13 protein-coding genes are annotated in these 13,944 nt (G+C 47.4%); 4 read left to right on the top strand and 9 right to left on the bottom strand.

Annotation, left to right across the window (positions count from 1 at the left end):
* Positions 1 to 165: 165 nt before the first annotated feature.
* Positions 166 to 1,554, bottom strand: a complete 1,389-nt coding sequence (gene argH, locus Q0R17_RS17685) for an argininosuccinate lyase (protein WP_293937418.1) — start codon at positions 1,552 to 1,554, stop codon at positions 166 to 168.
* 493 nt (positions 1,555 to 2,047) lie between these two features.
* On the opposite strand from argH, the gene Q0R17_RS17680 reads away from it, so the two are divergent.
* The 3 genes from Q0R17_RS17680 (at position 2,048) to ltaE (ending at position 4,671) form a co-directional block, all read left to right on the top strand.
* Positions 2,048 to 2,704 (top strand): SPOR domain-containing protein, encoded by a 657-nt coding sequence (locus Q0R17_RS17680; RefSeq protein WP_293937416.1) that lies wholly within the window; start codon positions 2,048 to 2,050, stop codon positions 2,702 to 2,704.
* Positions 2,705 to 2,820: 116 nt separating this feature from the next.
* Complete coding sequence (locus Q0R17_RS17675) at positions 2,821 to 3,471, top strand: thiol:disulfide interchange protein DsbA/DsbL (protein ID WP_293937414.1); 651 nt, start codon at positions 2,821 to 2,823, stop codon at positions 3,469 to 3,471.
* Positions 3,472 to 3,639: 168 nt separating this feature from the next.
* Positions 3,640 to 4,671 (top strand): low-specificity L-threonine aldolase, encoded by a 1,032-nt coding sequence (ltaE, locus tag Q0R17_RS17670; protein WP_293937411.1) that lies wholly within the window; start codon positions 3,640 to 3,642, stop codon positions 4,669 to 4,671.
* Positions 4,672 to 4,719: 48 nt separating this feature from the next.
* Here the strand turns inward: ltaE and Q0R17_RS17665 are convergent, their stop codons facing one another.
* The 7 genes from Q0R17_RS17665 to Q0R17_RS17635 form a co-directional block, all read right to left on the bottom strand.
* The gene (locus Q0R17_RS17665) at positions 4,720 to 5,853 is read right to left on the bottom strand and encodes a M14-type cytosolic carboxypeptidase (RefSeq protein WP_293937409.1); all 1,134 of its coding nucleotides are present in this window, start codon (positions 5,851 to 5,853) and stop codon (positions 4,720 to 4,722) included.
* A 211-nt stretch (positions 5,854 to 6,064) separates the two neighbouring features.
* A complete protein-coding gene (locus Q0R17_RS17660; RefSeq protein ID WP_293937407.1) occupies positions 6,065 to 7,042 on the bottom strand; it encodes a Gfo/Idh/MocA family protein in 978 nt (325 codons plus the stop codon).
* Between the two features lie 425 nt (positions 7,043 to 7,467).
* Positions 7,468 to 8,064, bottom strand: a complete 597-nt coding sequence (gene metW, locus Q0R17_RS17655; protein ID WP_293937404.1) for a methionine biosynthesis protein MetW — start codon at positions 8,062 to 8,064, stop codon at positions 7,468 to 7,470.
* Positions 8,061 to 9,200 carry a homoserine O-acetyltransferase gene (locus Q0R17_RS17650; protein WP_293937401.1) on the bottom strand — a complete coding sequence of 380 codons (1,140 nt, stop codon included), beginning with the start codon at positions 9,198 to 9,200 and terminating at the stop codon, positions 8,061 to 8,063. The genes metW and Q0R17_RS17650 overlap by 4 nt, the downstream gene beginning before the upstream one ends.
* Before the next feature lie 178 nt (positions 9,201 to 9,378).
* Positions 9,379 to 10,194 carry a glycosyltransferase family 2 protein gene (locus Q0R17_RS17645; RefSeq protein WP_293937399.1) on the bottom strand — a complete coding sequence of 272 codons (816 nt, stop codon included), beginning with the start codon at positions 10,192 to 10,194 and terminating at the stop codon, positions 9,379 to 9,381.
* Entirely contained in the window at positions 10,191 to 11,390 is a 1,200-nt protein-coding gene (locus Q0R17_RS17640) for an O-antigen ligase (protein WP_293937396.1), read from the bottom strand. The genes Q0R17_RS17645 and Q0R17_RS17640 overlap by 4 nt, the downstream gene beginning before the upstream one ends.
* On the bottom strand, positions 11,387 to 12,253 hold the full coding sequence (locus Q0R17_RS17635; RefSeq protein ID WP_293937393.1) for a hypothetical protein: 867 nt from the start codon (positions 12,251 to 12,253) through the stop codon (positions 11,387 to 11,389). Before Q0R17_RS17635 ends, Q0R17_RS17640 begins: the two co-directional genes overlap by 4 nt.
* A 139-nt stretch (positions 12,254 to 12,392) precedes the next feature.
* Here Q0R17_RS17635 and Q0R17_RS17630 point away from each other — a divergent pair, with 139 nt between their 5' ends.
* Entirely contained in the window at positions 12,393 to 13,145 is a 753-nt protein-coding gene (locus Q0R17_RS17630; protein WP_293937391.1) for a glycosyltransferase family 2 protein, read from the top strand.
* A gap of 125 nt (positions 13,146 to 13,270) precedes the next feature.
* On the opposite strand, the gene Q0R17_RS17625 is transcribed toward Q0R17_RS17630, so the two are convergent.
* The coding region (locus Q0R17_RS17625) for a GTP-binding protein (protein WP_293937388.1) at positions 13,271 to 13,944 on the bottom strand (674 nt) is incomplete at its 5' end.

Raw genomic sequence — 13,944 nt, 5'->3', positions numbered from 1 at the left:
CGAAAAGTTTTTCCCTCAAAAAAAGCCAAAAGATCTGTAGACACAGAGCAAGGAAGAGCACACGGAGAAAAACATGAGTATTTTAATATTTTCTCTGTGTGCTCTGTGTTCTCACTGATCTCTGTGCCTACAGGTTTGAAGTTTTTATAAGGGGCGGCCAAATGACTAGCAGCCTAGTTTTTCACGCCATTTAGCAATTTGCACTAGTACTTGGAATGGCGCAGTGCCGCCCACGTGGTTACGTGCATTTAAAGAGCCTTCTAGCGTCAGCACTTCAAAGATATCTTCACCAATCAGCGGTGAAAAGCTTTGCAGCTCGACCAATTGCAAATCGCCAAGGTCTTTATGCTTTTGCTCGGCATATCGCACGGCCAAAGCCACGGCCTCATGCGCATCACGGAAAGGAATACCACGCTTAACCAGATAATCCGCCAGATCGGTTGCGGTAGAGAAGCCCTGCTTCACCGCACGCACCATCGCTTCTGGTTTTACGGTAATACCGCGCATCATGTCCGCATAAATTCTGAGGGTATCAGTTAGGGTATCTACCGTATCAAACAGCGGTTCTTTATCTTCCTGATTGTCTTTATTGTAAGCCAGTGGCTGGCCTTTCATTAAAGTGAGTAGAGAAATCAAACTGCCATTGACTCGGCCCGTTTTGCCGCGCACCAACTCTGGCACATCGGGGTTTTTCTTTTGCGGCATGATGGAGCTGCCAGTGCAAAAGCGATCGGCAATATCAATAAAGCCATAGCGTGGGCTCATCCACAGAATCAGCTCCTCAGATAAACGCGACAAATGCGTCATCACCAGTGCTGCAGCAGCAGTAAATTCGATCGCAAAATCACGGTCTGATACGGCATCCAGCGAGTTTTGGCAGACTTCATCAAAGCCCAGCAATTTAGCGGTGTATTCACGATCAATCGGATAAGTAGTACCCGCCAATGCCGCCGAGCCAAGCGGCAGGCGATTCACACGCTTACGCGCATCAATAAAACGCTCGGAGTCGCGGCCCAGCATTTCTACATAAGCCATCATATGGTGGCCAAATGTAACGGGCTGCGCCACTTGCAAATGGGTAAAGCCTGGCATCACGGTAGAGGCGTTTTTTTCGGCCAGATCGATCAGCGATGCTTGTAACTCGTGAATCAAACCCACTAGCAAATCGATAGCGCCGCGCAGATACAGGCGAATATCGGTGGCAACCTGATCATTACGGCTACGGCCAGTGTGCAGGCGTTTACCCGCATCGCCTATCATTTGCGTCAGACGGCGCTCGATATTCATATGCACGTCTTCTAAATCTAAACTCCATTCAAACGTGCCTTCACGGATCTCATTCAGGATATCGGCCATGCCGCCCTGAATGGATTTCAGGTCTTCGATCGATAGCACACCCACTTTATTCAGCATGGTGGCGTGCGCTAAAGAGCCTTGAATATCCACTTCAGCCATGCGTTTATCAAAATCTACTGAGGCGGTATAACGCTTAACGAGTTCGGTAACCGGCTCGTTAAAACGGCCAGACCACATCTTTTTGCCCTGATCTTGCATGTTTGTTTCCTGATTGAATCTAGATTTAGAGCAAATTATATCTGCCCGCATCAACAATACGTAAAATTTCCGTTGAATAAAGGAACGACTCAAATTATTTATCAAGGATGGTATGTAGCGAGCCCAATAAGGAACCTATACTGAGTAAGCAACAGAAGCAAAGTAGATTATTACTTATGCCTTAAGGAATTACCCTGTAACAATGGAAATTAACTTATAAAAAACTAAGCACTACGACTGCTCCAAAAGGCTAAAGGGCCGTATAATCCGCAGCATATAGAAGTAGTGGTATAAAAAATGCTGAATAGATAAAAAAGCCGCTCTTTCATCATAAAAAAGACACTAAAATCTTCAAATAATATTAGCAATGTATCTTGTTAATTTACCCCGTTTAAGAATTGGAACCCGTGCCAAGCGCATAGGCCAATCTGCCCAATCATTATAAACACGGTGCAGCGCCACACCGGAGGCCCTAACAGCAATGTCTAGAGACATGAAAAAAACAACACGCAGCAGCAACAATCCTAACGGCCGCAAAAGCGGCGGTGGTGGATCCTTGCTCACGGGCTTACTCATAGGCTTATTTGGCGGTGTTGCAGTGGCCGTAGCGGTGGCCGTATTTTTAAACCGCAGTGCCAATCCTTTTGCAGGAAAAGCCAGCACAACGCCTGCAGATGCGATCTCCTCTGCGCCGCTCGGTGTTGCACCGCAGCAGCCAGAAGTCCTTTCGCCTGGTGGCAAAAATGATGTGGTGATTGTAACCCCAGTGCCAACCGCTTCCGCAGCTAAAAGCGAGAATGGTGAACGATTCGATTTTTATAAGATGCTGCCGGAACTTGCAGACAAAAAACCTGCCGAAGTGGCTAAGCCGGTAGAACCTAAAAAACCAGAAGCCAGCCCACCGGTAAAAGTAGAAGTCCCCAAAGGGGCTTATTTACAAATTGGCGCATTCCAAAATGAGCAAGATGCAGATAATCTTAAGGCCAAGCTGGCATTACTTGGCGTTGAAGCCCGTATCCAAACCAGCGATATTCCAGGCAAAGGAATTTGGCACCGTGTTCGTCTTGGGCCATTTAACTCTAGCAATGAATTAGAAAGCGCCCGCTCACAACTCAAATCCAATGGCGTAGATAGCGCCGTGGTTAAATAATTTCAAAAACAGTTAGCAACGAGAACGACAAGGCAGGCAATACACAGGGCTCACGCTGCGTAGCCATGGAAGTGATCGTTTTTAAATGGTGTTGAAATAACTTTCAGGATCAGTTTATGTTGAATACTTGGCTCAAACGCTTACTTATCTCTACCACTCTTTTGGCAGCCAGCCTTGCGCATGCAGAAATCCGCGAAGGTGTGGAGTACAAAAAAATGGCAAAGCCACAGGCAGTTGCAGTGGCTGGCAAAAGCGAAGTTATTGAGTTTTTCTGGTACGGCTGCCCACACTGCTTTACCGTTGCCCCCTATGTAGAAGACTGGGCAGGCAAATTACCCGCTAATGTTAATTTCCGCCGTATCCACGTCGCTTGGCCAGGCCGTAGCGATATGGAAGGCCACACCAAGATCTTTATCGCCCTACAAGCCATGGGCTTGGAAGCTAAGCAGCAGCTTGCGGTAATGACTGCGGTGCAAAAAGATCGTATTGAGCTACGTAAAGAAGATGTGTTATTTGACTGGATCAAAAAACAAAGCATTGATGTTGCAAAGTTTAAAGCTCAATACAACTCATTTAGCAGCAGTGCTCAGCTAAATAAGCTTGCGCAAATGACGCGTGATTACCAAGTAGATGGCGTACCCATGTTTGTAGTAAATGGCAAATACGTCACCAGCCCAGCGATGGTAGGCAAGGAAGACGGCACCATTACTCAAGTGATCGATCAACTGCTTGCGCTAGATAAGCCAGCGGCAGCAAAAAAGAAATAAGCTTGCTAAATACCAGAACGCCCCGAGCTAATTAATCGGGGCGTTTTTTACGCCTTGAATAATCAAATGGCTTGCGCCAGATTTCCCTCTCCCCTAGCCCTCTCCCCAAATGGGAGAGGCAGACAAGCAGCGCCTGCGGCGCAATGCTGCTTTATAAGGAGCTTTAACATGCAATGGATCGATCTGCGTAGTGATACCGTCACCCAGCCTACAAATGCAATGCGTACCGCCATGATGAATGCAGTGGTGGGCGATGATGTTTATGGCGATGACGAAACAGTGAACGAGCTTGAGCGCCTTGCCGCAGGCATACTGGGCTTTGAGGCGGCGCTATTTTTGCCCACCGGCACCTTTGGTAATCAGCTCGCACTGTTTACCCATTGCGAGCGCGGTGATGAAGTCATTCTAGGCGAAGACAGCCATATTGTTTGGCATGAAGTGGGCGGTGCAGCGGTGATTGCAGGGGTAAATCTGCGCCCTATTCCCACAGTAAATGGTGTGCTGGACGCAAGCCAAGTTCGCCGCCGTATTCGCCCCGAAGGCGATATCCATCTGCCACGCACTCGGCTCATTTGCATGGAAAACGCCCACTCTAGCGGTCGTGTTATTCCACTGGCTGCCATGCAAGAAATCTGGGAAACAGCACAAACATCGGGGCTAAAAGTCCACTTAGACGGCGCTCGAGTCTTTAATGCCGCCACCAGTTTGGGCGTGGATGTAAAGCAAATCACCCAATATGCGGATAGCGTGATGTGCTGCTTATCCAAGGGCTTGGCAGCGCCAGTAGGATCAATCCTAGCTGGGGACAAAACCTTTATTGAAATCGCCCGCAAAAAACGTAAATTACTGGGTGGCGGCTGGCGACAAGCAGGTGTGCTGGCCGCTCCTGCACTATTAGCACTCACAGAAATGACCCAGCGCTTAGGTGAAGACCACACTAACGCCCAATATCTAGGCAAAAAACTAGCCGAGCTACCTAATGTGCGGGTCTGCACCGATCAGCTGCAAATCAATATGGTGTTTTTTGAGATCACTCAGCCGGTAGATGAAGCCAAAATACTGGCGCATCTAAGCGAATGTGGCATTAAATCTAATGGCACAGAAGCAGGCCAATGGCGCTTTGTTTGCCACTGGCAAGTTGGCAGGGCAGAGATTGATAGGGTCATTGCGGCCATGAAAGAAGCGCTAGCAGCAGCTTAATATTTCACTTTAAGAAGTGGGCACAATCTTGTGCCCACTTGATCTTAATTACCTTAACTTATCCACAACCGCTAGCAAAGGCAGCAATACGCTAGCGCCAAATTGACGGCTACGCTCGCCGTTCCAACCCACTTCGGGCAATGGGCGTTTTGCGGTGTCTTTAAATGGCATTTCAATGGTGTAAGCCAAGCAATCAAAAGCATCGCCTACCCAGTTGGTGCCAATGGTGAGTGTTTCTGGGCCAAACTTGCCTTTTTCATAGCCAAATTCAGTCTGAAAATCTGGGCAAGTCGCCAGCCATGAGGCTTTAAATGCCGTTTGCAGCGCGTCTTGGTGCTTAGAAAACGATGCGTTGTCGTCACAGCCCGCCACAAAATTATGCGGAATCGCCTCATCACCGTGCACATCCAAAAAGGCATCGATACCGGTTTCCAGCATCATCTGGCGCACCAAGAAGACTTCTGGGCTGCGCTCCATGCTTGGCGTTGACCATTCACGGTTCAAATTGGCCCCCGCCGCATTGGTACGCAAATTACCGCGCACGCTGCCATCTGGGTTCATGTTTGGCACAATATAGAACACGGCTTTTTCCAACAGCACACGGGCTACGCTATTTTCTGGGTCGAGCAGTGTTTCCAGTAGGCCTTCAACAAACCACTCCGCCATTGATTCACCAGGGTGCTGGCGCGCCGTAATCCAGATCTTTTTCTTACCTGGCATTTCCACACCAACGCGCAGCAAATCCATATCACGGCCATCCAGCGTGCTACCTAAATGCACCAACTCACACAGGGGAGAAGCTTCTACCGCCTCGCCAATCAAGCGCATATGGCGCTCCCAAGAGTAAGGCTCAAAGTAAGCGTAGAACACCGATTCACGCTCTGGGCGATGGTGGATGCGCAAAGTTTTGCCATCGTAATCACTGGCCACGCGGAACCAGTTCTCGGTGTCGTAACTGGCCACGGCATTATAATCAGGCCAGCCATCGGGATAAGCACTGCTGGCTGCATTATCAAAATGAATCACACAGTCTTGGTCTTTAGCGCCAAGCAGCCGAAAGTGAAACCACTGGCTAAATGGCGAAGCATTATCACTACGGATATTCAGATGAATGTTTTGTGCATCAGCAAGGCTGACCACTTCAATCGCGCCAGAATCAAACTGGCTGGAAATTTTTAACATAATGCGATCCTAAAATAGAAAATATTGAAGCTAAAAAAACCCAAATCTTGAAACACGGAGTTAAGGAGAACACAGAGAGCCACGGAGAAAAGCAAACGTGAATGACGATTATTTAGCTTCATCATTTGAAATGAAATTGATTGGTTTTCTTCGTGAGACTCCGTGTTCTCTGTGCCCTCCGTGTTTCAAGATTTGGGTTTATTAATAGAGATTAGCGGCCTGTTACTTCAAACGGATAGACTAGGCCTAGCTCGGCTCTGGCTGCGTCCATCATAGCTATCATGGCTCTGGAATGGGCATAGGGCATTAGCGGGCTTTCGCTTTGGCCGGTGCTCAATAAATGGTAAAAATGGGCGGCTTCGTATTGCAGGCCCGACCCTAAAGCTGGTTTTTCCAGCCTGACTTTACGGCCATCTTTATAAAAAATGGTCGCGCCCGTCGGGTTCCACCATTTTTCATCCAAAACCACATACCCATCTGGGCCTGCCAGCAGCGCCTCGCCAGATCCAGCTAAATCAAGCCCACAATACAGCTGGCTAATCCCTGCGCGGTGCTGGCTATTTAAACTGGCAAAGGTATCCACACCGCCTTTTAACCGGCCCAGAGTCTGTACTTCCTCTACATCACCCAGCCAGTCTACCGCTAAGAAAGCACCATAAATACCAATATCCAGCAGGCCACCACCCGCCATAGAGGGCTTAAGCACCGCATGATCCGCGCTTACATTCGGGTTAGCAAAGCCGCAGCGTACAAAAGCCACCGGCCCGATCGGATCATCCAATAAATGTTCACGCAGCTGCTGATACAGAGGATAAAACCCAGGTTTCATCGCCTCCATAAACAACTGGCCGGTTTGTGTCGCCACAGCCAGCACGCGTTCCAGCTCGGCAAGGCTAGTCGCCGCAGGCTTTTCACACAGCACTGCTTTACCTGCCTGCATAGCAGCGATGCTGTATGCCGCATGGCTGGTATGTGGCGTGGCGATATACACCGCGTCGATATCGCTAGCGAGCAAATCATCCACGCTTTGATGCACCACCCCACCATACTGATCCGCAAAAGCCGCCGCCTTAGCCTGATTGCGGTTCCACACCGCAGCAAGCTGGGCCTCGCCCGAAATAAAAGCCAAACCCTGAGCAAAGCGATGAGCGATATGGCCAGTGCCGATAATCCCAAAACGAATAGTCATTGAGCGCCTTTGTATGTAGTAACTGGTGTTACACAGTTCTTGTCTTTTTAGTGCCTTCGGCACGATGATTTTGGTGCGGGATCCCCGCGGGGACTCCCTTTCTTGAACGGCCAAGAAAGGAAGCAAAACCGCAAACTCAAAAGCACGAAGGCCCCTCGCTGCGGATAATCGGCTCAGCGAAAAAGGCTGCTCGGGAGCAAGCCCGCTACCCCTTTTCCGAAACCCCAAGCCGCTTATTCCTCACTTCGGCGTGCTTCAAGAGGCTTTTTAAGCCCTGTGCTGAGAGTTGCGATATAAATCCATTTAGCTGAAATTGAAACTACTCAAAGCCCAATGAACGGCTTAGTTCAAAATGGTTTTCTCCGTGAAACTCCGTGCTCTCTGTGTCCTCCGTGTTTCAAGATCTGGGTTTGCTTAAATCACGATTAAATTTTATTAAACCTAACCAAAGCCAAGCTACCGAGTAGATTAGGTAGAAACTCTACTTTTTCGCCCTGATTCAATACCAATTGGTGATCGATTTTTAAGCCTAATTTATTCAATAACTTTGCAAAATCATTCACGGTGCAAAAGTGAATATTAGGCGTGTTATACCACTCGAATGGAATCGTTTCTGATACCGGCATACGGCCCATTAGAATTTGCCAGCGGTTTTCCCAGAAACCAAAATTAGGAAAGGTGACGATACCGGTTTTACCCACCCGCACCATTTCTTGCAAAATACCTTCAATATTGTGCATAGCCTGAATCGTGAGCGAAAGCACCACATAATCAAAGGAATGGTCTTCAAAAGTCGATAAGCCACTTTCCATATCGCTTTGAATTACATTTACACCATTGGCCACGCAGCCCACCACGCCATTGACATCAATTTCAACGCCATAGCCGCTGACTTCTTTTTTAGCCGCCAGCCAGGCCAGCAATTCGCCATCGCCACAGCCTAAATCCAATACCCTAGATTGTGGGGGAATCCAATCGGCAATATATTGCAAATCAGGGCGTAAAGTTTTTAGCTCGCTCATTGGGCAATCTCCTTAGCAATCCGCTGCATATAGTTCCGCATAATAGAATGATAAGGAGCGTCTTCCATTAAGAAGGCATCATGCCCATGTTCTGATTCAATTTCTGCATAAGAAACCTGGCGCTTAGCCGCGAGTAAAGCTTTTACAATTTCTTTAGAACGAGCAGGGGAAAAACGCCAATCGGTGGTAAATGAGACGACCAAGAATTGCGCTTTAGCTTCGCTTAAAGCCGCGACTAAATCATTATTGTAATGACGCGCTGGATCAAAGTAATCGAGCGCCTTGGTCATCAATAAATAAGTATTAGCATCAAATATTTCGGCAAATTTATCGCCTTGATAGCGCAAATACGATTCGATTTCGAATTCCACTTCAAAGCCGTATTTATATTCACCCGAACGCAGCAGGCGGCCAAATTTCTCGCCCATGCCATCGTCGCTTAAATAGGTGATATGCCCCAACATTCGGGCCAATCGCAGGCCACGGCGTGGCAATGTATTGTGCTGATAATAATCGCCACCATGAAAATCAGGATCGGTCAGAATGGCTTGGCGGGCCACATCATTAAAGGCAATATTTTGCGCGGTTAATTTAGGCGCAGAGGCAATCACCAAGCAATGGCGAATTCGTTCTGGATGGGTAATGGACCAGCGCAGTGCTTGCATGCCACCCAAGCTGCCGCCAATCACCGCAGCAAATTGCTGGATACCAAGCCGATCAGCCAGTCTTTTTTGCGTTTCTACCCAATCACGCACCAGCACCAGCGGGAAAGTTGAACCATAGGGCTGACCCGTAGCGGGGTTAATCGAGGAAGGCCCGGTTGAGCCATGACAGCCACCCAGATTATTTAAACCAATCACAAAAAATTTATCAGTATCGATGGGCTTACCCGGGCCAATCATGGTATCCCACCAACCTGGATTTTTATCATCAACCGTATAACGGCCAGCTACATGATGATTTCCAGAAAGGGCGTGGCAAACCAGAATGGCATTCGATGCATCGGCATTCAGCGTGCCATAGGTTTCATAAACCAACTCGTAATACGGCAGGATAGCGCCGGAAGCTAATGTAATTGGCTCGTCAAAAACCGCTTTTTGAGCGGTGACTAAACCAACGCTGCGAGGTAGCTGCATTGTTTTTCCCAAGTCTAAAAAGCCCAAACTACAGTCCACAAACCATAAACCTTCAACATGGAGCACACGGAGAAAGGCAAAAACGAGAGTGAAAAAATATAAATTTCTCTAAAGGTTTTCTCCGTGAAACTCCGTGCTCTCTGTGTGCTCCGTGGTTTAAGATTTGGATTTTAAGCCCTTATTTATTTAATTGCTGTAATTGCGCCCGCTCAGCTTCGGTCCATTTATCTTCCAGACCAATCAGCTGATCACGGTCAGCAAATGGCGGATAGCCTGCTTTCATGGTGAGGCGAATATAGTGGTGGATAAAAACATCCAAGCAAACATGCATGGCGCGCATATCGCCCTCTTCTTGCTCACGCTTTTTAGTGCGCAAATATAAATCAAAATCTGCGGCCTGAATGCGCTCATCCCACAAACCAATTTTAGCCAATGCACTACGGGCTATCATTACTGTATTGCCAACAAAGCCTTCTTTCACCTGATGCTTAAACCGATTTTGTCTATCCAGACAAAAAGCCTCCCAGTTACGATACATTAATTTATGCATCCAACTGAGCGTTATGCGGTTAAAGCCAAATAAACCCAATAGATTTTTAATTTTTTGCCAGCGATGCTTTAATTTTTTAGTGGCCTGCGCATTTTCAATTTGCTCAATTCCACATACCGTGGCGACTTCTAAACCATTCGCCTCCATGGATGCGATTAGCTTTGCGTCCCATTGGGGGGATACGATAATGTCATTATTTAGAAAAGCAAGCCAGTCATATTTTGCAATGGCAATCCCTTGATTCTGGCTATGCGGATAGGCGTAATTAGCGTGATTACGAATCACGGTTGCGCCCACCGAATCAAAGAATTCAGCACTGCCGTCATTTGAGCCATTATCAATAATAATCAGCTCAAAAGGGTGCTGGGTATAGCGCTGCAGGTTTTCCCAGAATAATTGATTCACGGCTAATTGATTATGGATGGCTGTAATAATGCTAATCATAAAGAAACCTTACGCTGAAAACTGGTGCCCGCCAACAAGGCGCAAGCCAATAAAACATAAGCCAAGCCCGTAATATTATCGGTAAAAAAGGAATTGGCTAAAGTCGATATGCCATAAGAGCACATCAGCACCAAGCCCAACCAGCGCTCAGCCGAAATGGTATTCCATGCTTGTTTTGCTGTAGCGAGTAAAACTAAAACCAAGGACAACATCCCCACAATACCCAGCTCTACACCCAGCCATAAATAATCATTATGCGGATTAGCAAAAGAGCGGCGCACTTCCGAATCGCCAGCATTTTTTAAATAATTCTGCTTATAGCTGCCGGTGCCGTGTCCTAAAACCGGCGCTTCTTTAATTAAGTCTTTAGCTACTTTATGAAAAAATAATCGCAAGCCTACCGAAGTATCAATATCGCCTTTATCGTAGCTTTGCACATCGCTTTGCACGGTGCTCATTCCTGTACGCAATGAACTGGAGCCTAAATAAAGCAAGGGGCCCATTACGGCAGCAGCAATCAGCGCAATAAAGAAACCACGCCTACCCTGCCATAGCACCACTAATAAACCTAAAAGTAAAAGCAGTAATACTTGTGCCGTGCGCCCTTTCACCATAAAAAATACATCAAAAATACACAGGGCAATGGTGATTGCCGCTGGCCAGCGCCATTGCTTAGGCAAGCGCCCTGCCATCCAATAAGCGGCAATACCGCAGGCAAGAAAACTCACAAAGGTGCTGTGATAGGTATGGGTTCTAAAAACAGAATAATCACCGATTGCGCCTTGAATAATAGGCGTGCCACTCAGGCCACTGCCAATTGAAAGCACAAGAGTAATCACCGCTCCTAAACCAAATCCGGTTAATAAATACTGGCGAACAGGGGCCAAGGTACACACGGCAAAAAACAAAGGCGCTAATAAATAAGCCCGCATTTTAAGCAACATACCAAGCGCATCGTTAATCGAGGCATCGGTCCAAAATACGCCCAATACAAACAGCGAATACATCAAAAGGCAGGCCTGAATCAAAGGCTGGCGTAATGCATTAGCAATATGTTGGCGGATTTCCGGCGTAAAAATCGCGAATAAAACCAAGACCCCCGCGCTAATATTTTGCATGGCCGTTGAAACAGGAATAGCAAACCCCGCCAAAAATGCAAACCAGAGCAGAGGTTGCCGAGCGATATTTAGATTCATGCCACCACCAGACGATAATGTTTTTTAGTTAAATCGCGGCCCAGTAGTTTTTCTACTTTCATTTGCCAGCGATGACGCTTTTCGCGTTTAGATAAACGATATTGCGGATCAGCCGTGAATACTAATTCGGCATAATCTTGAAACCAAGGCTGCACAATCGCCGGGTGCTTGCCTGTAAAGGGCTGCAAAATACTGGCATCAATCTGACTGTAATCATGCGCCTTGGGCGTGTGATTCCAATAACGGGAAACCTGGCGAATTTTTTCATTCATTTTGGCGCTAGAGCGCACGTGGCCATAGTGATAAATCGGGCAGCCCACTAAGGCCGCATTTGGGTAACGGCCACGCTTATTCTGATGCATCACCACCCAGAACAAGCCATCAGGCGCCCAACTACGGATGGTATTGCGGATAATTCTAGGCGCACGGCGATACCAAGCAGGGCTTTTAGCCACTAAATCTGGGCAGCCATAAAAATGGTGATAATCAAACACCAGCGCTTCTACCTGGGCATTGGCTAAATGTTTTTCCATGGCGGCACGAATCAGTGGTGCATCGTCCTCATGAATCACTTCATCACCTTCCAAATAAAAAGCCCAATCGCCGCCGCAATTAAATTGCGCAATCATTTTTTGCTGGGCATAGACATAACCACGGTCTTGCATATCCTCATTCCAGGTGGTTTCAATCACTCGGAGACGGGGATCATTGATGCCGCGCACACGCTCTAAAGTATCGTCATCACTTTTACCCACAGCTACGACCACTTCATCACAAACGCTAAGTAAGCTATTTAAACTTTCAATATAGGGATAGCCAAGTAGAGTGCCATTGCGTAGGAAGGTAAAACCGCTAACTTTCATAGGGAGTCCGTAAAATGGGGGATCTATTAAGCATTATTTATCTAATAATTATGTTAATAGAGTCTTGCGGGCAACAAGCCAATCGGGAGATTATAGCAGCCTCAATACAGCTATCTTGCGTCTTATACGCTCGCACAAAATGTTAAAAATAAGTGGTCTAATTATTACGTTTAATGAAGCGCACAATATTGTGGAATGTTTAGCTTCCATGAAACAAGTTTGCGATGACATTGTGGTGGTTGATTCTTGTAGTAGCGATAATACGGTGGAATTAGCAAGGCAAGCAGGTGCTACCGTCATTTCGCAGCCCTTTCTGGGTGATGGCCCGCAACGCAGCGTCGGTCTACCGCATTGCCGCCACGATTGGGTGCTTAATTTAGATGCCGATGAGCGCCTAGAAGACGATTTGGTGGCTTATTTAAAAAATACTGATTTAAGCCAGCAAAATGTCAGTGCCATTGAAACACGCCGCCGCAATTATATTGGCAATCAAACCACCCGCTTTGCTGGGCAATATCCGGATTATGTGCGGCGTATTTTTAATAAAACACAGGTCAATTTTTCACCTGTCGCTGCACACACCAAAATTCAAAGCAATTCATTAAAAAAAATACCCGCACATATTACTCATTATTCTTATAAAGATTATCCAGATATTTTTAAACGGGCATGTCTTTACGGCACGTGGCAGGCACAGACCATTGCTAAAACCAGCAAGAAAATAGGCCCATTCACGCCTGGCTTTCACTGCCTGTTTTCATTTTTAAAACACTATGTGATTAAGCTCGGCTTTCTGGCTGGGCACGATGGATTAGCCATCTCGCTAGGCAAAGCCATCGCCTCCTACATCAAATACGCCCATGCGATTGAGTTACGCCGAAATAAAAACTAAAAAACACAAATCTTAAACCACGGAGTTTAGGAGGGCACGGAGGATCACGGAGAAAACCAAAAGAACAGAAGGTATTTCTCCGTGTCCTCTGTGTCCTCTGTGGTTCAAGATTTGGGTTTATAAATTCACATCATAGCGGCCAAGATGGCCGTCTCTATCGCCGCCCAATCGGGCACGGTTTCGCTGCTCACTATCACTTCAAAACGCGAATCGCGGCGGTAAGCCGTAGTGGTGGCGCCCGGCATGCCGTCTACCCAATCAAAGCGATACCAATCGCGTTCGGTATGAAACACGCCTTTGGCGCGGGATAGGTCGGTCAAACCCAAGCTTTGTGGGCTAGATAGCGCATCAAATAAATCAGCGAGTTTGGCGCTAAAAAACAGTGTTTCCGGGGCAAAAATCCAGCCACAACTATGTGAGCCTAAGGCGGAATGGGATTTTTTAATCGGCCAAACCAACTCTTCTTCCACGGCAGCCACGGGTTTAACCCGTTTACGCAGATTATTGCTATGCGTATTAGGCGTGCTGGCGGCTGGCCAGCGCTCAGGGTGCAGCTCTAAATCCAGTAAAGCAGGATCAAACACGCCCTGCACCGCCTCTACAATGGCGAGCTTTGGCGGGAACATAGCTTGTGCCATTTTCCACGCTGCGGCCATTTGATCGACATCAGCCAGATCGGCCTTACTCAGCACAATCACATCGGCCAATTGCAGCTGATCGCGCCAGGTTTCATGGCTGGTATAGCGGCTATCTTGCAAATGCCGCGCATCCAGCAGGGTGAGCACCGCCCGTACATCCA

This window comes from Iodobacter sp., assembly GCF_025352645.1.
Lineage (GTDB): Bacteria > Pseudomonadota > Gammaproteobacteria > Burkholderiales > Chitinibacteraceae > Iodobacter.
Note: the sequence above shows the minus strand (reverse complement) of the source record. Positions and strands in the feature narration are given on the sequence as shown.